This is a genomic window from Streptomyces sp. M2CJ-2 (genome assembly GCF_016757295.1).
GTDB lineage: Bacteria > Actinomycetota > Actinomycetes > Streptomycetales > Streptomycetaceae > Streptomyces.
In genome coordinates this window covers 1-18,427 of the sequence record NZ_JAESIF010000097.1, presented here as the reverse complement: position 1 = coordinate 18,427, position 18,427 = coordinate 1, and the positions used below count along the sequence as shown (strand labels likewise).

General features: G+C 72.5%; 18 protein-coding genes. 11 read left to right on the top strand and 7 right to left on the bottom strand.

The genetic code is table 11. The features are described from left to right. The first annotated feature begins 325 nt into the window (after window positions 1-325). A complete protein-coding gene (locus tag JL475_RS35190; RefSeq protein WP_307825265.1) occupies window positions 326-1,936 on the top strand; it encodes a hypothetical protein in 1,611 nt (536 codons plus the stop codon). Between the two features lie 120 nt (window positions 1,937-2,056). On the opposite strand, the gene JL475_RS35185 is transcribed toward JL475_RS35190, so the two are convergent. Then, window positions 2,057-3,358, bottom strand: a complete 1,302-nt coding sequence (locus JL475_RS35185; protein ID WP_202282272.1) for an ABC transporter substrate-binding protein — start codon at window positions 3,356-3,358, stop codon at window positions 2,057-2,059. Between the two features lie 117 nt (window positions 3,359-3,475). Between JL475_RS35185 and JL475_RS35180 the strand changes: the two genes are divergently transcribed. Together JL475_RS35180 and purU are read left to right on the top strand one after the other, a co-directional pair. Next, complete coding sequence (locus JL475_RS35180) at window positions 3,476-3,976, top strand: hypothetical protein (protein ID WP_202282271.1); 501 nt, start codon at window positions 3,476-3,478, stop codon at window positions 3,974-3,976. A 46-nt stretch (window positions 3,977-4,022) separates the two neighbouring features. Continuing rightward, the gene (purU, locus tag JL475_RS35175; RefSeq protein ID WP_202282270.1) at window positions 4,023-4,904 is read left to right on the top strand and encodes a formyltetrahydrofolate deformylase; all 882 of its coding nucleotides are present in this window, start codon (window positions 4,023-4,025) and stop codon (window positions 4,902-4,904) included. Between the two features lie 79 nt (window positions 4,905-4,983). Here purU and JL475_RS35170 read toward each other — a convergent pair whose 3' ends face one another. Both JL475_RS35170 and JL475_RS35165 read right to left on the bottom strand, forming a co-directional pair. Further along, complete coding sequence (locus JL475_RS35170; protein WP_237409188.1) at window positions 4,984-6,150, bottom strand: maleylpyruvate isomerase N-terminal domain-containing protein; 1,167 nt, start codon at window positions 6,148-6,150, stop codon at window positions 4,984-4,986. A 110-nt stretch (window positions 6,151-6,260) separates the two neighbouring features. Then, a complete protein-coding gene (locus tag JL475_RS35165) occupies window positions 6,261-6,857 on the bottom strand; it encodes a sigma-70 family RNA polymerase sigma factor (protein ID WP_202282269.1) in 597 nt (198 codons plus the stop codon). A gap of 407 nt (window positions 6,858-7,264) precedes the next feature. On the opposite strand from JL475_RS35165, the gene JL475_RS35160 reads away from it, so the two are divergent. From JL475_RS35160 to JL475_RS35150, 4 genes are all read left to right on the top strand, one after another. Further along, entirely contained in the window at window positions 7,265-7,639 is a 375-nt protein-coding gene (locus tag JL475_RS35160) for an STAS domain-containing protein (protein ID WP_202282268.1), read from the top strand. 215 nt (window positions 7,640-7,854) lie between these two features. Beyond that, window positions 7,855-8,367 (top strand): EF-hand domain-containing protein, encoded by a 513-nt coding sequence (locus tag JL475_RS35155; RefSeq protein ID WP_202282267.1) that lies wholly within the window; start codon window positions 7,855-7,857, stop codon window positions 8,365-8,367. A 191-nt stretch (window positions 8,368-8,558) separates the two neighbouring features. Next, window positions 8,559-8,690: a hypothetical protein gene (locus tag JL475_RS41350; RefSeq protein ID WP_272933013.1), complete on the top strand. Its 132-nt coding sequence runs from the start codon at window positions 8,559-8,561 to the stop codon at window positions 8,688-8,690. A 559-nt stretch (window positions 8,691-9,249) separates the two neighbouring features. Next, window positions 9,250-9,690 (top strand): ATP-binding protein, encoded by a 441-nt coding sequence (locus JL475_RS35150; RefSeq protein ID WP_202282276.1) that lies wholly within the window; start codon window positions 9,250-9,252, stop codon window positions 9,688-9,690. Window positions 9,691-10,107: 417 nt separating this feature from the next. On the opposite strand, the gene JL475_RS35145 is transcribed toward JL475_RS35150, so the two are convergent. Next, window positions 10,108-11,235: a GlxA family transcriptional regulator gene (locus tag JL475_RS35145; RefSeq protein ID WP_237409182.1), complete on the bottom strand. Its 1,128-nt coding sequence runs from the start codon at window positions 11,233-11,235 to the stop codon at window positions 10,108-10,110. 71 nt (window positions 11,236-11,306) lie between these two features. On the opposite strand from JL475_RS35145, the gene JL475_RS35140 reads away from it, so the two are divergent. Then, entirely contained in the window at window positions 11,307-12,650 is a 1,344-nt protein-coding gene (locus JL475_RS35140) for an MFS transporter (protein WP_307825264.1), read from the top strand. A 51-nt stretch (window positions 12,651-12,701) separates the two neighbouring features. Here the strand turns inward: JL475_RS35140 and JL475_RS35135 are convergent, their stop codons facing one another. Next, a complete protein-coding gene (locus JL475_RS35135; protein ID WP_202282266.1) occupies window positions 12,702-13,913 on the bottom strand; it encodes an NAD(P)/FAD-dependent oxidoreductase in 1,212 nt (403 codons plus the stop codon). A 148-nt stretch (window positions 13,914-14,061) separates the two neighbouring features. On the opposite strand from JL475_RS35135, the gene JL475_RS35130 reads away from it, so the two are divergent. Then, window positions 14,062-14,676 carry a GNAT family N-acetyltransferase gene (locus JL475_RS35130; protein WP_202282265.1) on the top strand — a complete coding sequence of 205 codons (615 nt, stop codon included), beginning with the start codon at window positions 14,062-14,064 and terminating at the stop codon, window positions 14,674-14,676. A 50-nt stretch (window positions 14,677-14,726) separates the two neighbouring features. Here the strand turns inward: JL475_RS35130 and JL475_RS35125 are convergent, their stop codons facing one another. Beyond that, entirely contained in the window at window positions 14,727-15,395 is a 669-nt protein-coding gene (locus JL475_RS35125) for a pyridoxal 5'-phosphate synthase (RefSeq protein ID WP_202282264.1), read from the bottom strand. Window positions 15,396-15,577: 182 nt separating this feature from the next. Next, a complete protein-coding gene (locus tag JL475_RS35120) occupies window positions 15,578-16,213 on the bottom strand; it encodes a TetR family transcriptional regulator (RefSeq protein WP_202282274.1) in 636 nt (211 codons plus the stop codon). A gap of 200 nt (window positions 16,214-16,413) precedes the next feature. On the opposite strand from JL475_RS35120, the gene JL475_RS35115 reads away from it, so the two are divergent. Continuing rightward, the gene (locus JL475_RS35115; RefSeq protein ID WP_202282273.1) at window positions 16,414-17,184 is read left to right on the top strand and encodes a VOC family protein; all 771 of its coding nucleotides are present in this window, start codon (window positions 16,414-16,416) and stop codon (window positions 17,182-17,184) included. Window positions 17,185-17,431: 247 nt separating this feature from the next. Beyond that, window positions 17,432-18,427 (top strand): serine/threonine-protein kinase (locus tag JL475_RS35110; RefSeq protein ID WP_202282263.1); only part of this gene is annotated, 996 nt, incomplete at its 3' end.

Here is an 18,427-nt window from a genome sequence, read left to right as displayed (position 1 = left end):
GTGTTCTACCAGCTCGGCCGCCCTCGCCGGATGCGGGCATCGGAACCGAGATCACGACCCCGAACAGGCCCTAGTACCAGTACGGGTGTGCACGGTGGTGGTGTCGGCGGATGAACGGGACGGGCGTCGGCGGTGAACGGGCGGCCGACGCGGAGTTGACCCGGGGCGGATGTGGAGGAGGGGCCATGACCAGCGTGTGGTGACCTGGTTCTGTTACCGCGGTCACAGGGCGGGAGCGCAGGCTCCGTGCTGCGTGGCACCGGGCTCCGGGGACCCGGTAGCGTGAGTCGACGATTCACAAGGTCCCCCATGTGTAGGAGTCCCGGTGACGCAGAGTGGACAGGGCGAGGAGCCCTCGGCGCGCCCCGCGCGCGAAGGCATCGTGCTGCCCTCCGACGGTGGCGAGCCCCTGCTGCCGGGCATGCCGGGCGGGTCGGCCGGTCCGGTCGCTCCGGTCGGCACGGGCGGGCAGGCGCCCGCCTCGGCGCCGCCCGGCGGCCAGACCTGGGGGACGCCCTGGGGACCGGAGGAGCAGCCGCCTGCCCCGTCGCAGGGTCAGGGCTGGCAGTCCCCGCCCGCGCAGCAGTGGGGCCCGCAGGAGCCGGCCCCCTGGGGTGCGCAGGATCCGGCCGCGGGCCCGCACGGTCAGGGGCAGCACGGTCCGGGGCCGCTGCCGCCCGAGGGAGGGCATGCCCCGGCGTACGGCGCCCACACCTCGTACGACCCGTCCGCCCCGATGCCGCCGCAGAACGGTTCCTCCTACGGCGTTCCCCCCGTCGACGCGTACGGCTCCGCCGCCGCGGGCGCGCTGCCCGACGGGTCGGAGGGGGCCACCCAGTTCCTGCCGCCGGTGCCCGTCGCCCCCGTGGACGAGGGTGCGACGCAGTACATACCCCCGGTGGGCCCGGGGGCGCTGCCCCCCGAGATGCCCGCCGCACACGACTCCGAGGCGACCCGGTACCTGGGCCTGCCCGCGCAGGGCGCGGGCGGCGGACCGCTGCCGCCCGCGGGCAACCCCGACGCCGAGGCCACCCAGTTCATGGCTCCGGTGACCGACCGGCCCGGGGGAGCCCCGTACGGTGCCGCACCCGGTGCCGCGACCGACGACGGGAACCGGCAGCCGCCCGCCGAGTTCGACAACCTCTTCCGCGGCGCGGGCGGCGACCCGGGCGCGGTCGGCTCCACCCAGCAGCTCCCCCGCTTCGAGCATCCGCAGCCCGCCCCCACCCCGCCCGGCCGGGGCGGCGGCGGTGGCGGTGGCCGGCGTGCCGCCCGTGGGGGCGACGGCGGCGGCCGGAGCGGCAGTACGGGGTCCCGGGTGCCGCTCATCGCGGCGGTCGGTGTCGGTCTCGTCGTCCTGGGCATCGGCGCGGGCGCGCTGCTCGGCAGCGGGGACGACGACAGCGGCAAGAAGCAGCCCGTCTCCGCCACCGCCCCCGCGAGCGAGGAACCCGAGGCCGAGGCCTCCCCCACCGTCGACCCGGTCCGCCAACAGGCCGTGGAGCTGGACAAGCTGCTGGCCGTCAGTGGCGACAGCCGGACCGCCGTGATCAACGCGGTGGCCGACGTGAAGGCCTGCCGCAATCTCGACCAGGCGGCCAAGGACCTGCGGGACGCGGCCGACCAGCGCAACCAGCTGGTCACCGACCTCTCCGGCATCGAGGTGGACAAGCTGCCCGACCACCAGGCGCTGAGCGCCGCGCTCACCAAGGCGTGGCAGGCCTCGGCGTCGGCCGACGACCACTACGCGGCCTGGGCCGACCAGGTGGCGGGCAAGAAGGGCTGCAAGAAGGGCCAGGCCCGCACGACCGGTCAGACCCAGGCGGGCAACCGGGCCAGCGGCACCGCGACGGAGGAGAAGATCAAGGCGGCCGCGCTGTGGAACGCGATCGCCAAGCAGCACGGCCTGACCGAGCGGCAGCCGACCCAGCTGTGACCGGCTTCCGGCGGCAGGGGCGGCGGAGGGACAGCGGAGAGGGCCGGGCCGGTGGACGGCCTCCGTCCGTCCCCTGCCCCTCCTCACCCCGCTGCGCCGTCCTCGTCGCGCCCCCGCGCGTCACGCCACGTCGGCTTCGCGCAGGGTGTCCGTCACGTCGATGAAGCCCTCGCTGCCGGCCACCAGCCGCCCGTCCTCGACCTTCTGCAGGGTCACGTTGGCGTTGACCAGTCGCGGGAAGCCGACGGCGGCCAGCTTGTCCTGGAACTGCCAGCGCAGGGTGGGGGTGAGGCCGCCCGTCTCGACCTTCAGCCCCTTGTTCAGCGTCCGGGTCACACTGCGCGAGCTCACCTCGTCGTCGCCGAGCGACTCCAGGACCTGCTTCAGCACCGTGTAGGCGATCCAGGTGGTCTGCACCCCGGCGTCGGCGGGGTCGATCCGGTTGTCGCCGAACGCCTCCTTCTTGATCACGTCCTTCATCGGGTCCCAGAGCGCGTCGCTCGACGCCGGGTACCAGCCGGTCACGTACGACCCCTCGTACGGGCTCGACGTGCCGCCGGACGTGTTGATCGTCGTCTGGTCGACGCTGCCCATCACGGTCGCGGTGCGCACGTCGGGGTAGTCGGCGCGGGCCCGCCGGAAGGAGTCCATGAAGGTGCCGGTGCGGTCCCCGAGCGCGGGCACCACACAGCCCGGCGCCTCCGGGTCGGTGGTGCTGGTCTCCAGGGCCCGCTTCGACTGCCCGGCGTACTCGGTGGCCTCCTCCTCCGCCCGCTGGTCCGAGGTCGGCTCATGGCCGCCGGCGGACAGGCCCGAGTTGAGCAGCGGGGGCAGCTGGTCGCCCGCGATGGTGTCCGGCCGGATCAGGGTGACCGGCCCGCAGGAGTCGGCGAGGGCGCGGCCGAGACCGGCCAGCAGCGCCGGCTGGCCGCCGTTGACGGGGTAGGACAGCGGGCTGGTGAACTCGTCGGTGGTGATGCCGTAGCCGCCGATGTACGGGATGCCGGCGCCCTCGAGGGTGGGCAGGAAGGCGTCGGCGTGCTGGCTGTACGAGCCGACGACCGCGACGGCGTTCTCCTTGACCGCGGTCCGGGCGCACCGCGCGGCGGCCACGCTGTCGTTGCGCTCGTTGCACGTGATGACGTTGAGCTGGCGGCCGTTGATGCCGCCCTCGGAGTTCACCCAGCGGGCGTAGGCGCGGGCGAAAGCGGGCATGCCGGGCTTGTTGGTGGTCGTGGTCTCCTCGGGCGCCCAGGTCATGACGGTGATCGGGTCGTCGTTGGCTCCCAAAATAACGGGGGCGACTCCGCAGCCGGCGGTGAGCGTCATCGCCGCCAGCGCGCCCGTGGTCATGACGCCCGCTCTGAACGTCCGGGAGCGGTGGCGGGGAAGGGAACTGCTGCGAATGCGACTGCCGGTCATGCTCACACACGATTCCCTCACATCGCCAACCCCGGGATGACTCACGGTCGACGAGTGGTGACGTGGAAGTGAATTAAGGGGTCGGTGTGACCCCTGGGGAGTGGAAACGTACGATCGATGACCGTGCAAGGTTCGGAGAACTCTTCCCGCCGCGGCCGTCGCTCATCCACCATGGGCGGCATGCCACTCAACGACATGCCATGGTGGCGCTGGCGCAGCAATGTGCGCTCCGCGCTGCACATGCTCTCCGACCCCGGGTTCCAGCAGGGCGTCTGGCTGGCCGGGGTGGACGGCTACGGTGACGTCACCGACGCGGTCTACCGGCTGGTCGAGGACACCTGGCTGGACAACTGGTCCGCCGAGAAGTACGTCGGCACGATCTTCCGCGACTCCCAGGAGGCGGCGCTCGTCGACACCGCGGTGCTGCGCGTGCTGCGGATCATGCACCAGGTCGGTCCGGACGCACCGGTCACCGCCTACCTGGAGCACGAGGGATGGCCGGACGCGGTACGGGCCGCGCGGGACGCGCACGTGCGGCTGGCGGTGAGCGACGGCGAGGACCCCGACGCCGCGCCGCGGACCCTCGAGGTGCTGAACATCCTCACGCGGTCCGCGTAGCGGGACGGCTCCTCGTCCGCGACCCGCGTGTGGGACCCTTTTCCGCATGAGTGAGCAGCCCACCCGAACAGAGGCCCCGGCCGACCAGTACGTCCTGATCCTGTCCTGCCCCGACAAGCAGGGCGTCGTGCACGCCGTGTCGAGCTACCTGTTCATGACCGGCTGCAACATCGAGGACAGCCAGCAGTTCGGCGACCACGACACCGACCTGTTCTTCATGCGGGTCCACTTCTCCGCCGAGGCACCGGTGACCGTGGACAAGCTGCGGGCGAGTTTCGCGGCGATCGGTGACTCGTTCCGGATGGACTGGCAGATCAACCGGGCCGACGAGAAGATGCGCATCCTCCTGATGGTCAGTAGGTTCGGCCACTGCCTGAACGACCTGCTCTTCCGCGCCCGGATCGGCGCGCTGCCGGTGGAGATCGCCGGAGTGGTGTCCAACCACACCGACTTCGCGGAACTGGTGGCTTCGTACAACGTTCCCTTCCACCACCTGCCGGTGACGAAGGACACCAAGGCGGAGGCCGAGGCGAAGCTGTTGGAGATCGTACGCGAGGAGGACGTCGAACTCGTCGTGCTCGCCCGCTACATGCAGGTCCTCTCGGACGACCTGTGCAAGCAGCTCTCCGGGCGGATCATCAACATCCACCACTCCTTCCTGCCGAGCTTCAAGGGTGCGAAGCCGTATCACCAGGCGCACGCCCGGGGAGTGAAACTGATCGGTGCCACCGCGCACTACGTCACCGCCGACCTCGACGAGGGCCCGATCATCGAGCAGGAGGTCGAGCGGGTGCGGCACGACGTCACCCCGGACCAACTCGTCGCCGTCGGCCGCGACGTGGAGTGCCAGGCGCTGGCGCGCGCGGTGAAGTGGCACGCGGAGCGCCGCATCCTGCTGAACGGGCGGCGGACGGTGGTCTTCGCCTGAGGACGGTGGTCCTCGCCCGAACCGCCGGCCGTCCGGACCCGGGGTCTCGCGCTCCGGCCGGAAGGGCCGGAGCGCGAGGCTACATCCTGCTCAGTGAGGCCGCCGCCAGGAGGACCTCACTGATGGCCTCCTTGTCACCGACCTGTCCCGCGGCCGCCTCCCGCGGGGGCACGTGGCCCGCGGCCAGACGACAGAACTCCGATCCGTCGAGGGCGATGTGGGCCACCTCGTGCTCGGCGGAGCCCCGGGCGGCGGGGGAGTCCAGCGGGATCAGCCACTCCCCGCCGCCGGACCCCTCGATCTCCAGCCGCAGGCTCCGCCCCGGCGCCCCGGCCGCGACCAGCCGCCGCCCGCCGGGTGCGCCCGGCCCGGAGCGGCGGCGTGCCTCCAGGACGGACGGCAGCATCCGCGCGGCCAGGTCGACCATGCGGTGCAGATGCCGTCCGGTGGGCGGATCGTACGGGTAGTCCACCGCCTCGGCGATGTCCTCCGCGTGCACCCAGCACTCGAAGGCGCGGTCCAGCATCGCGTCGTGCAGCGGCAGCTCGAAGTCGCCGTACGGCACCGCCGTCCGCCCGGCCCGGCTGCCCGTGAAGGACGCGGTCCGCACCAGGTCGTGGGTCTGCGCACGCCAGGGCGCCCGTACCGAGCGGGTGGGCGGGGAGGGGGCGGCGCTCCAGTACGCCTCGGTGCGGGCCGACGGGGTGGGCCGCTCGGCCGACAGGTCGCCGAGCGGGTCGTCCAGCCCGAGGGCGACCGCGACCAGGCCGTCGACGGTCAGCAGATGCGCGATGACCCCGGCGACCGTGGTGCGGCGGGTGGTCGCCTCGTCGGCCTCGTACCAGCGCAGCCGCACGGGTGCGTGCCACTCGGTGTCGCCGAAGTCCTGGAGCAGCGCGTCCAGCCGGGCCGTCTCGGCGTCGTAGGCGGCGGCCCAGTCGGGCACGGGGATGCGCGGCGGGCGCCGCTCGAGGCAGGACTCCAGGACACGGGTGCGCAACCCCGGGTCCGGATCGAGGCTCTCGGGGCGCTGCAGCAGCCCGACCGCGTCGCGCAGGCGCAGCGCCTCGTCGGCGCAGGCCCCGCAGTCGCCGAGATGCTCCTCGACGGCCGCCGTCTCCTCCGGCGCGCAGGCGGCCAGCGCCCACGCGCCCAGCAGTGACTTCAGCACCCTGTGTTCCAGCACCAGCGGCTCGGCCGGCCGCGGCGCGACCCCGGAGGCGGGCTCGGGCGTCGACGACGGCAGGGGAGGCCCGCCGTCCTCACACGTACCGTCCGCCCCGTTTCCTGGGGCCGTGCGTGTCCCCGCGGCGGCGGTGGCGGTGTTGTCGTCGGACGGCTCGAGACGGTCGTCGCTCACGCCGCACCCCCGATGCCGGGCGGGGTGCCCAGCCGTGCCGTCTCGGTGTCGTGAGCCGTGGCCAGCAGTTGCAGGCCCAGCCGGAGGCGGCGGCGGGCCTCGTCCTCGGTGACGCCGAGGTCGGCGGCGGTCTGGTGGTAGTCGCGGCGCTGGAAGTACGCCTGCTCCAGCGCGGCCCGCAGCGGGACGGGCATGGCGTGCACGATGTAGTCCGCGCGGGCGGCCACCGAGGCGCGGTGCACCTGGCGCTCCAGTTCCTCCGTGTCGCCGGGGGAGCTGTGGGCGCGGTGGGCGAGCGCCGCCGTCCTGGTGGCGCGCAGCCGCTCGACGGCCAGCCGGTGGGTCAGCTCGGCGACCCAGGTGCGCAGCGGGCCCTGCCTGGGGTCGTAGGCGTCCGGGTGCTCCCAGACATGGGCGAAGACGTCGCGCGTGATGCCGTCGGCGGCGCGCTCGTCGTCGAGGACGCGATGGGCGAGGCCGTGCACGAGGGAGGCGAACCGGTCGTAGAACTCACCGAGCGCCGCGGCCTCCCCGCGGGCGAGCCGCTGCTGCATCGTGCGGTCCCAGTGAGGCGGTACGTCCCTTTTCGTCATGTGGCCCCCTTCACCCCTGCTCCTCCCCGGCACCCAGGGCCGGTCGTGCCCGGGGCCGGCGTGTGCCCACCGACTCCATGAATGTAGTCGGCGCGTCGGAGAACGCACGCCCCTTCATGGCAATGTGCGCCCCCGCCGATCCACAGGTGGTAGGGAGCCACCCGCGGGCACGTCGGATGCTGTCCGGAGCGCGCCTACCCGGCTGCTCGCCGATCGGAACCGACTGGACCAGACCCGAACTCATCTGAACTGATCTGAACGGACCGAATTGGATCGAAGCCGACTGAAACAAGCCTTTACCGTTCGGTAACGGTTTCTCGGGGCGTGTTTCAGGGCACGGCCGGTGGGCAGCCGCGCTGCAGGGAAGCGTAGGTGTTTCTTCCGTTTCGGCGAGCGAAGGGCGTGTGGTGGCCTTCAAAGTGACCGACGGGCAGCAGGGCGAGTGGGCCGTGCTCCGGGTGTCGGGCGAGCTGGACCTGGTGACGTCGCCGGTGCTGCGTCAGCGGGTGCACGACGCGGTGGCCGACGGCAGACACAGCCTCGTCCTCGATCTCTCCGAGGTGTGGTTCTGCGACTCCAGCGGCGTCGGGGTGCTCATAGCCACCCGTCGGCTGCTGCGTTCCTGCCAGGGCAGTCTGCGGTTGATCCTGCCCGACCACGGGGCCGCCGACGGCAGTCACGTCAACCGGGTCCTCGGCGCGCTCGGCGTCCGCCGCCTCTTCGACGTGCACCCGGACGTCCCGTCCGCGGTGGACGGGAGCTCCCGCCCGCTGTCGGCCTGAGCCGACCGCGGGCCCTCGGGACGTGACGCGCGACGGACCTCGGGACACACGCACCACGAACACCGCACATACCATGAAAGGTGTCGCGTGTCACATGATTGACCCTGAATTCTCCCGTTCTTCGCACAAGTGTCGCTTCCGAATTCATGAAGCCGCCTCGCACGACGTACCCTCCGAGCGAGACGACCCTCTGAGTAAGGCGGCCTGAAAGAAACATGGTCACCAGCGAGTACGAGCGCCGGATCGCGGCCCGGTTCGCCACCTTCGACCAGGACGGCAACGGTTACATCGACCGCGAGGACTTCAGCGGAGCGGCCAAGGCGCTGCTCGCCGAGTTCGGCACGCGGGCCCGCTCCGACAAGGGCCAGGCCCTGTACGGCGGCGCCGAGGCCTTCTGGCAGGGCATGGCGGGCATCGCGGACCACGACGGCGACCAGCGCATCACCCGCGAGGAATTCGTGACCGGCGCGGTGAAGCGGCTGCGGGACAACCCGGACCGGTTCGCCGAGATCGCCCGGCCCTTCCTGCGTGCGACCCTCGCCCTGACCGGCCCGGACGACGACGGCGCGGTCGGCGTGGCGGACGCCGCCCGCGTCCTGAAGGCGCTCGGTGTTCCCGAGGAGCTCGCCGCATCCGCCGCCGCCACGCTGGACGCGGACGGTGACGGCAGGATCGGCGAGGAAGAGGTCGTACGGGGCTTCGCCCGCTACTTCACCGTCCCCGAGTAGGGCCGGTTCCCACGTCCCCGGGCGGTGCCGCCCGGGGACGTGTTCGAGTGCCTTCGGCGCCTTGAGTGCCTTCCGCGGGGGCGGCGCCCCTGCGCGCGTGCGGGCCGACGGCGCAACACGCCCGGAGCCGTGAACGGTTCGGCCGCGGCCGACCGGGGGCCTTCGGGCGGTGGTCCGACCGGTGCGCCGGGATGCCGGCCCGCGCGGAGAGCGCCCGCGCCGCCGTCCACGGGGCGGCCGTCACCGCCGGCCCCGCGGACGTCACGGCGGCCGGGCTGTCCGCGAAAACGCCTGGATGCGGACTCGACGTGCGGGAGTGGTGACGGAGGGTGAGGGGTGTCCCTCGTCGAATCCGTCCGCAGGGGCGGCCCGCCCCGCCTCTCGCCTGCGACGTCCCGGAGCGCTCCCGCTCGGATGTCGCGGATCGTGGCAGAACGAGGTCACGGAGCGTTGATGCCGTGTTGTGTCCTAGGTGTGACTCGTCACGGCCCGGAGTCGGCTGCCCACTCCGGTACCTTGTGTGGGATGCGAGTGGTCGTGAGCACGCACAGCACGGGAGTCGCCTTCGGGGTGGCCCCGGAAATGTCAGCGTCTGCCACTGTTCGCCGTGCGACCAGGCCTGCCGCCACCGCCTGTTCGGCCGGCCGGGGTGAGCGTCGCACAGTATGCCGCACGAGTACTCCTTCGCGCTGGAATATGCCCGAAGCGCTTGTTGACGTGACTGTACGTCAACCATGCTGTCCCGCAAGGGACTCACGTTCCGTGACCCCTGTCCCGGCCGTTGTTCTGGCCATGCAGAGAATGGCTACGATCGTGGCCCTCGTGAGGCGCGAGTCCAAGTGTCCGCCGGTTCGGATGGTGTGAGCGGTGCAGGTGCTTCAAGTGCAACTGGAGATCCGGCCCGACCCCGCTGAGGTGGGGCGGGCCCGGCAGTGGACCCGCTCACGCCTGGCCGGGTCGGGGATAGAGGTCGACGAGCCGCTGTCCGAGACGCTGATCCTCCTCGTCTCGGAGCTCGTCACCAACGCCGTCGTGCACACCGGCTGTCCGGCCGTGCTGAGACTGTCCCTGACGGATGTGGCGGCCGGGGAGGCCACCGTCCGCCTGGAGGTGGCCGACCGGAGCAGCAGGGCGCCGGTGCCGCGCTGTGTGGGCGGCGAGGCGACCGGCGGGCGCGGGCTCGCCCTCGTCGACGGCCTGGCGGACCGCTGGGGGTGGAGTTCCGACGGCACCGGCAAGCGCATCTGGTGCGAACTGGACCGCGGCGCGGCCGCGCGGGAGTCCGCCCCGGCCTGTGGTGGAGTCGCGTACGAGGCGGTGTAGGCCGCCCGTGGAGTCGGCGGGTGGACGCGCGGCCGTGTCGATGTGTCGATGGATCGGTGCACGGATGCACGGGGGGACGGTCTCGCGGGCCGGAGTGTGAGCCGGTGCGCCGGGTGTGCTTCCGTGCGCGGAGACGAATAACCGGGCATATGGCACGGAATCACCGGTAGGGCCATGAATCGGCGTTGACGTGCCGTGGCCGCTTGATCACTCTGTTCGTCAGCGATTCGCTGCGAGGGGACGGCGAGGGCTTCGACGACGGGAGTCCTCGGCGAGTGTGGGTCGTGACTGCGGCGTCGGTTCCCTCTGTGGCCGAGGGGACCCGGGGAGGGAGCGCCGGAGTCGGAAGGCGGTGCGGTGCCGCCGAGCTCGGGACCGAGCGGCACCGCGCCGCCGTTGTCGTGTGTCGCGGCCGGGTCAGGGTACTGGAGGGGTGGAGCCCTGGAGTCCCGCAGTGTGGCGACCGGTTCCTCCACAGGCTGTGGACAACTTTTCCGACCGGTGCGAGCCCTCGTCCCCGTCCCGGAACGTCCTCCGGTACGCGGACGGCGTCACCCCCAGCGCCGCCTGGAAGTGCTGCCGCAGTGACTGGGCGGTACCGAAACCGGCGTCGTCGGCCACTCGGTCCATGGACAGATCCGTGGACTCCAGCAGATGCCGGGCCCGCTCCACCCGCTGCCGGGTGAGCCACTGCCCCGGACTGGCGCCGGTCTCCGCGCGGAAGCGGCGGGTGAAGGTGCGTACCGACATCGACTCCTGGGCGGCCATGTCGCGCAGTTGGATCGGCTCGTGCAGCCGGCCCAGCGCCCAGGCGCGGGCGCCCGTCGTGGACGCCTGCTGCTGATCGGGCACCGGCCGCTCGATGTACTGCGCCTGCCCGCCGTCGCGGTGCGGCGGCACGACCGTGCGGCGGGCCACGTCGTTGGCCACGGCGACACCGTGGTCGCGCCGCACCATGTGCAGGCACAGGTCGATGCCGGCCGCGACACCGGCGGAGGTCAGGATGTCGCCGTCGTCGATGAACAGCACGTCCGGGTCGACGTCGACGCGGGGGAAGAGCCGCTGGAAGCGCTCGGCGTCCGCCCAGTGCGTGGTCGCGGGACGGCCGTCGAGAAGGCCGGCGGCGGCGAGGACGTAGACGCCGGTGCAGATGGAGGCGAGCCGGGTGCCGGGGCGGACGCGGGCGAGGGCGGCGGCCAGTTCGCCGGTCAGCTCGCCCCGCTCGTACACCGGGCCGAGCTCGTAGGAGGCCGGGACGATCACCGTGTCGGCGGTGGCGAGGGCCTGTGGGCCGTGGACGACGTGGATGGCGAAGTCGGCGTCGGTCTCGACCGGTCCGGGCGGCCGGACGGAGCAGGTGACCACCTCGTACAGCGGCCGCCCCGCGGCGTCCCGGGGGCGGCCGAAGATGCGGTGCGGGATGCCCAACTCGAAGGGGAGCAGCCCGTCCAGGGCGAGGACGACGACACGATGGGGCCTGAAGGCGTCGGAGCCGGCGCCGGTGTCGGTGCCCGGGGGGCTGGAGGCGGAGCCGACCGATTCCATGGCCCGATCCTAGCGAATGCTGTCCTCCGGGCCACTCGATGGGGCGGGCCGGTTTCCGGAAGCTCTATGGCGTGACCCAGACAAGCAGGACGGCCGGCGCTACGGAGCGTCCCGGCGACGGGCTGCGACGGCGCGGCCTTCAGTTCCCTCCTCGCCCCCGCATCCACCGCGCGTGGTTCGTCGCCGCCGTCACCTTCGTGACGATCATCGGGGCCGCCGCCTTCCGATCGGTGCCGGGACTGTTCATCGATCCGCTGAACGAGGAGTTCGGATGGTCACGAGGGACCATCGGCGCCGCGGTCTCCGTCAACCTCGCGCTGTACGGGCTCACCGCCCCCTTCGCGGCGGCGCTGATGGACCGCTACGGCATCCGGCGGGTCGTCGCGGTGGCGCTGACCGTGATCGCGCTCGGCTCGGGACTGACGGTGTGGATGACGGCGGCGTGGCAGCTCCTGCTGTGCTGGGGCCTGCTGGTGGGCCTGGGCTCCGGCTCCATGGCGCTGGCGTTCGCCGCGACCGTCACCGACCGCTGGTTCACCGAACGCCGAGGCCTGGTCACCGGCATCCTCACCGCGGCGTCCGCGTCCGGACAGCTGATCTTCCTCCCCGTGCTGTCCTGGATCGTCGAGCGGCACGACTGGCGCCCGGCGGCCGTCACGGTGGCGCTCGCCGCGCTCGCGGCCGTCCCCTTCGTCTGGCTGCTGCTGCACGACCACCCGGCCGACGTGGGCCAGAAGCCTTACGACGCAACGGAGTTCGTGCCCAAGCCCGCACCCGTCCCCGGCGCCGCCCGGCGCGCGCTCAAGGTGCTGGCCTCGGCGGTGCGCACGGGCCCGTTCTGGCTGCTCGCGGGCACCTTCGCGATCTGCGGCGCCTCCACGAACGGCCTGATCCAGACCCACTTCGTGCCCGCCTCCCACGACCACGGCATGCCGATCACCGCCGCCGCCTCCCTGCTGGCCGTCATCGGTGTGTTCGACGTCGTCGGCACGGTGGCCTCCGGCTGGTTCACCGACCGCTTCGACGCGCGCCGCCTGCTCGCCGTCTACTACGCCCTGCGCGGTGTCTCCCTGCTCTTCCTGCCCATCCTCCTGGCCCCCACGGTCCAGCCCCCGATGATCTTCTTCATCGTCTTCTACGGCCTCGACTGGGTCGCCACCGTCCCGCCCACCCTCGCGCTGTGCCGCGAGCACTACGGCGACGACAGCCCGATCGTCTTCGGCTGGGTCCTCGCCTCCCACCAGATCGGCGCCGCCCTCGTCGCCTTCCTCGGCGGTGTCGCACGGGACGTCTTCGGATCCTACGACGTCGTCTGGTACGCCTCCGGCGCCCTGTGCGCGACAGCGGCCCTGATGGCCCTGGTCATCCGCCGCCGAACACCGGCCGGCGCCGCGACCGCACAGCCGGATCACTGAACTGACGTACCGCCGGAAACAGCCGGGGCGAGCCGAGTCGGTGATCGAAGGTCATCGGGGGAGCCGGGAGACCCCCGGTGCCCCGTGGCGGGTCACCGCCTTGGCTATCTTCCCCGCGTCGATGGCCAGCTCGCGGAGGTTGCCGCTGATGGGGTTGGTGAAGCCGGTGAAGTACAGGCCGGGAGCGTGGGGCGGGGTGCCGGCGCCGCGGGCCACCGGTCTGCCCCGGTCGTCGAGGACGCCGAGGTGGCCGACGAGACCCTCCAGGCCGCGGACGTACCCGGTGGCCGCGATCACCGCGTCGGGGCCGACGCGGGTGCCGTCGGCGAGGGTGACCTTGCCGTCGGCACCCGCATCGAACCCCGCCACGGCGGCCACGATCTCCACCCTGCCCCGCCGTACGGCGTCGACCAGCCCGACGTCCTGTACGGGGATGGCGCCCTCCAGCACCCTGCTGTAGAGGCCCTTGTCGGGGCGCGGCAGGCCCTGGGCCGAGAGGTCGGGCAGCGCCACCCCGGCCTGCGCCCGGGACAGCCGGTCCACGAGCCGAACCGGCAGCCGGCGCACCAGGACGGCCGAGTGCTGGGCGGGCCAGCCCGCGGTCGAGCGGCGCACGATGTGCGGCACGGTGCGGACCGACAGCCGCACCCGGGAGGCGCCGCCCTCCACCAGGTCGACGGCGATCTCCGCGCCCGTGTTGCCGATCCCCGCGACGAGGACGTCCCGGCCGGCGAAGGGCTTCGCGTTGCGGTACTCGGACGCGTGCAGGAACTCGCCGGTGTAGGTCTCCCGGCCGGGCCAGTCGGGCAGGCGGGGCGTGTGGTTGAAGCCGGTGGCGATCACGACCGCGGCGCCGGTCAGTTCGCGGCCCCCGGTGGCGCGCAGCAGCCAGCCCGTGTCGTCGGCGGTGCGCTCGACACGGGAGACCTCGACGCCGGTGACGATCTCGAGGCGGTGGTGCTCGGCGTACTTCTCCAGGTACCGGACCATGTCGTCACGGGTCACCCACCGCCCGAACCGGCGCGGTATCGGCAGGCCGGGCAGCGCGGACAGGCGCCGCGTGGTGTGCAGGCGCAGCCGGTCGTAGTGGCGCCGCCAGGACGATCCCACGTGCTCGGACCGTTCCAGGACGACGGCCCGCACGCCCCGGGCGCGCAGCGAGTACGCGACGGCGAGTCCGCCGGGACCACCGCCGACGACGTAGACGGGGCGGTCTTCCCGGGGCGGTGCGGCGGGCTTCGGGGGCGTGGTGGAGTCGGCCATGAGCGCGAGCGTAATCACGCACCAGGTTGATGGGTATCGGTCAAGACCGAAATTGGTTGCGGATTGATCACGTATGGAGGGGCGGGGGCGGAACCGGGCACGAGGAAATCCGGTGTCCCGGCCGACCGCGCAGGCTTGAATGACCCGTATGGCTGATACACATACGCACCCGCGCTCCGTGCGGTCCCTTCCCGAACTCCACGGCCACGGCCTGCACCTGAGCCCCTGGGACCCGGCGTCCCGGTCCGACGCCGAGGTGTGGCTGCGCGGCACCACGGACCCGGAGTTCAATCGCTGGAACACCCCGCTCCGGCCGGTCACGGACGTCGAGGGCGCCCGGGAGACACTGCGCAAGAGGGCGCAGTGGACCGAGGACGGCACGACCGTGTCCTTCCGGATCGCCGACGCGGACACCGGTACGCCACTGGGGCACATCGGTGTCAACGACGTCCGGCCGGTGCAGGGGCTGGGCATGGTCGGCTACTGGGTGCTGCCCGAGGCCCGCCGCCGGGGCGTGGCCACCCGGGCGCTGCTGCTCGCCGCGCGGTGGGCGTTCACCGAACTCGGCCTGCACCGGCTCGAACTGGACCACGCGGTCGAACACGAGGTGTCCTGCCGGATCGCCGAACGGTGCGGGTTCCTTCCCGAGGGGATCCTGCGCGAGGCGATGTTCGCGGAGGGCCGCCACGACGCCTTCCGTGACTCCCACCTGCACGCCCGCCTCGCCACGGACCCGGAGCCGGCCCCGCCGAAGAGCCACTGAAGGTCTGCGGAAGGCCCGTCGAAGACCCGCCTGAGGCCTCGCCGCGGACCTCACGGCCAGAGCAGTTCCCGCGTCCAGCCCTCCCGGGGCGAGCGGCGGTAGCGCAGCCGGGTGTGACGGCGGAGGGCGTCGCCCTGGAAGAACTCCACCTCGTCCGGGCGCAGGCGGTACAGGGTCCAGGACGGTGCCGGGGCGTCCGGCTCCCGCCGGGCCCGCTCCCAGGCGGCCTCCGAGGCGCGGGCCAGGTCCTCGGGCGAGCCGAGGACCTCGCTCTGGCGGCCGGTGAGCGCGGCGGCCAGCGCTCCGGTCGAACGGGCGTGCAGATCGGCCTGCGCCTCCTCGGCCGGGGCGGTGCCGACGGGCCCGCGGACCCGGACCTGGCGGCCCAGCACGGACCAGTAGAAGGCCAGCGCGGCATACGGGCGGGCGGCGAGGTGACCGCCCTTGCGGCTGTGGGCGTGGGTCGCGAAGGACCAGCCGTCCGCGTCCGCGCCGTGCAACATCACGATCCGTACGTCGGGCAGCCCCTCGGCGTCCGCCGTGGCCAGCGACATGGTGTGCGGCTCGGGCTGACCGGCCGCCACCGCCTCGGCGAACCACCGGGTGAACAGCGGCAGCGGCTCGGCGGGGGCGGCGGCCCGGTCCAGTTCCGGCAGGTCGGTGACCTCCGGGTCCCACACCCGCAGTGACTTCAGCAGCTCATGGAGATCGGTTCCCATGCCCCGAGTCTGCCCGGACGTGGTGGGGTCGGCAGTCCGTCAGCCGGGGCGACGGCGGGACTGCCGAGGTGTCGTGACATGCGACAGGCGGTGGTTCACCGGGGTGAACCACCGCCTGCCTGACAGGACGCGGGTGCGGAACGAGGCACCGGGGGAGGGGGGAGGGGTCGTTGGCCGTCCACCTACTTCGTCGGCTTCTTGCCGGTGACGCCCAGGTAGACCAACAGGGCCAGGTTGGGTTTGAGTTCGGCCTGCTTCACGCCCCAGGTGGTGAAACCTTTCTGGTGCAGGGCGACCGCCGCGAGCATGGTGACCAGGGAACCGGCCACCGCGGCCGGGTTCACGTCCTTGTCGACCCGGCCCTTGGACTGCAACTCGGCGACGGCGTCGGTGAGGGAGCTGTTCACCGAGTTGAGGACCTTCATACGGATCTTGTAAAAGCGCTTGTCGCCCTCGGCGGCACCGAGGTCGACGACTCGCAGGATCGCGTCGTTCTTCCGCCAGAAGTCCAGAAAACCGTCGACGAGTTCCTGTGCCGTCTGCCAGCCCGCCTTGCCGACCCAGGAGCGGCCCTCCAGGAGCTCGCTCAACCCGGCGCTGTCGGCGGCCACTCGGTCGGCGATCTCGAGGACGGCACCCTCGACGTCCGGAAAGTACTGGTAAAAGGTCGCGGGCGAAGTCCCCGCCCGGCGGGCCACATCGATGACTTTGACATCCCGGTAAGGGGAGGAGTTGAGCATCTCGCTGAGGCAGTCGAGCAGCTTTTGCCGGGTCGCCTGCCCGCGCCGGCCGGCCACGCGACCGTCGACGGTACGCACTTGTCCTGTCATGACGTCAGCTTACCGACGGGTGATCGGAGCGCGATTCGGCCGACTGCAAATGGGGTGCGTGGGTCCTTGACACCTGGTGTGCCTGGTCTGCGCGGTGCGTGCGGCACGGCTAGTTTGGCTGTATGGCCGATAACGCCGATAACGCCGATAACACCGCGAACGACGCGAGCGCTGCGAACGCCGAGAGCATGGCACCGGAGTACGTGGAGGGCACCCCTTGCTGGGTCGACGCGCAGCTTCCCGACGTGGAGGCGGGCAAGCGGTTCTACGGCGAGCTCTTCGACTGGACGTTCGAGGACCAGCCCGAGCAGCCCGAGTGGCCCGCCCCGGCCTCGCAGCCCGCGCCGTCGCAGGCCTCCCCGTCCCTGGGGACCGTGCGGGCGCTGCTCGACGGTGAGCCGGTGGCGTCCCTCGCGCACAAGACGGACGGCCGGCTCCCCACCGTCTGGACGGTGTCCTTCGCGACCCCGGACGTCGGCGCGCTGTGCCGGCGGATCGTCGCGGCCGGCGGACAGCTCGTCTCGGCGCCGCGTCCGGTCGGCGGGCTCGGCGTCACCGCACTCGTCACCGACCCCGAGGGTGCCGTGTTCGCCCTGTGGCAGCCCGGCGACCGCCCCGGCTTCGGGCGCCGGCACGAGCGGGGAAGCTTCGCCTGGGCCGAGCTCTACACCCGGGACACCGAGGCGGCCAACGCCTTCTACGGCGGTCTCTTCCACGACGCCCTGTTCGGGGAGGGCGTCGAGCCCGACTTCGGCCGGGCCCCGGTCTCCGACGTCTTCCCGGTCGAGATGCCGCCCCACTTCCTCGTCCACTTCGCCGTGGAGGACCCCGCGGCCACCATGGCGGAGGTGACCCGGCTCGGCGGCCGCGTCCAGGTCCCGCCCTTCGACACCTCCTACGGCACGGTGGCCGTGGTCACCGACGACCAGGGCGCGTCCTTCGCCCTCCTGGCCCGCTGACCCGGAAGCCCGCTGACCCGCTGACCCGGTGGCCCGACGGCCGGCCGTCCCGGTGGGCTCTTGAACTTCCCGTCCGTCCCATTATTTTGCATATAAGACTAGACACCCCCTATGTCGTCGGGTTCGCAACCGGCGCTCCGGACAGGAACAATCGGGGTGCGTGCCGCCACGGGGCTGCGGTGGTGAGACGCTGCACTTCGGTCGCGTACAGGTGGTGGCGCGACTCGTACGGGGAGGTGGCAGGCAAGTGGTGGATCAGCTGACGCAGCACGATCCGCGGCGTATCGGGCCGTTCGAGGTGCTGGGACGGCTGGGGGCCGGCGGGATGGGGCTGGTCTATCTCGCGCGCTCGGCGTCCGGGCGGCGCGTGGCGATCAAGACCGTCCGGACCGAGCTGGCCGAGGACCAGCTGTTCCGCGTCCGCTTCACCCGCGAGGTGGAGGCGGCCCGCGCGGTCTCCGGGTTCTACACCGCGGCCGTGGTGGACGCCGATCCGCGCGCCGCCGTGCCGTGGCTGGCCACCGCGTACGTCCCCGCGCCCTCCCTCGAGGAGATAGTGAACGAGTGCGGGCCGATGCCGGCCCAGGCGGTGCGCTGGCTGGCGGCCGGTGTGGCGGAGGCGCTGCACTCCATCCACGGCGCCGGACTCGTCCACCGCGACCTCAAGCCGTCCAACGTCCTCGTCGTCGAGGACGGCCCCCGAGTGATCGACTTCGGTATCGCCTCCGGTGTGTCGAACACTCGTCTGACGATGACGAACGTCGCCGTCGGCACCCCCGCCTACATGTCCCCCGAGCAGGCCAAGGACTCCCGCAGCGTCACCGGCGCCAGCGACGTGTTCTCGCTCGGTTCCACCCTGGTCTTCGCGGCCACCGGGCACGCTCCGTTCCACGGCGCGAACCCGGTCGAGACGGTCTTCATGCTGCTGCGCGAGGGCCCGGACCTGGACGGCCTCCCGGACGAACTGCGTCCGCTGATCGAGTCCTGTATGCAGATGGAGGCCCAGGGCCGGCCCAGCCCCGCCGACCTGCAGTCCCAGCTCGCCCCGCACCTGTTCGGCTCCGGCTCCGACGACAGCGGTACGGCCTCCGCGTGGCTGCCCGAGCGGGCGGTGAGCCTGATCGAGGGGCGTCGGGGCGGCCGCCCGCCCGCCCGTCCCGCCCCCGTGGGGGCCCGCAGCGTCAGCGCCGCCCGCCCACCGGTCCCGCCCCCGCCCGCGCACGACCCCGTGATCCCGCCGCCG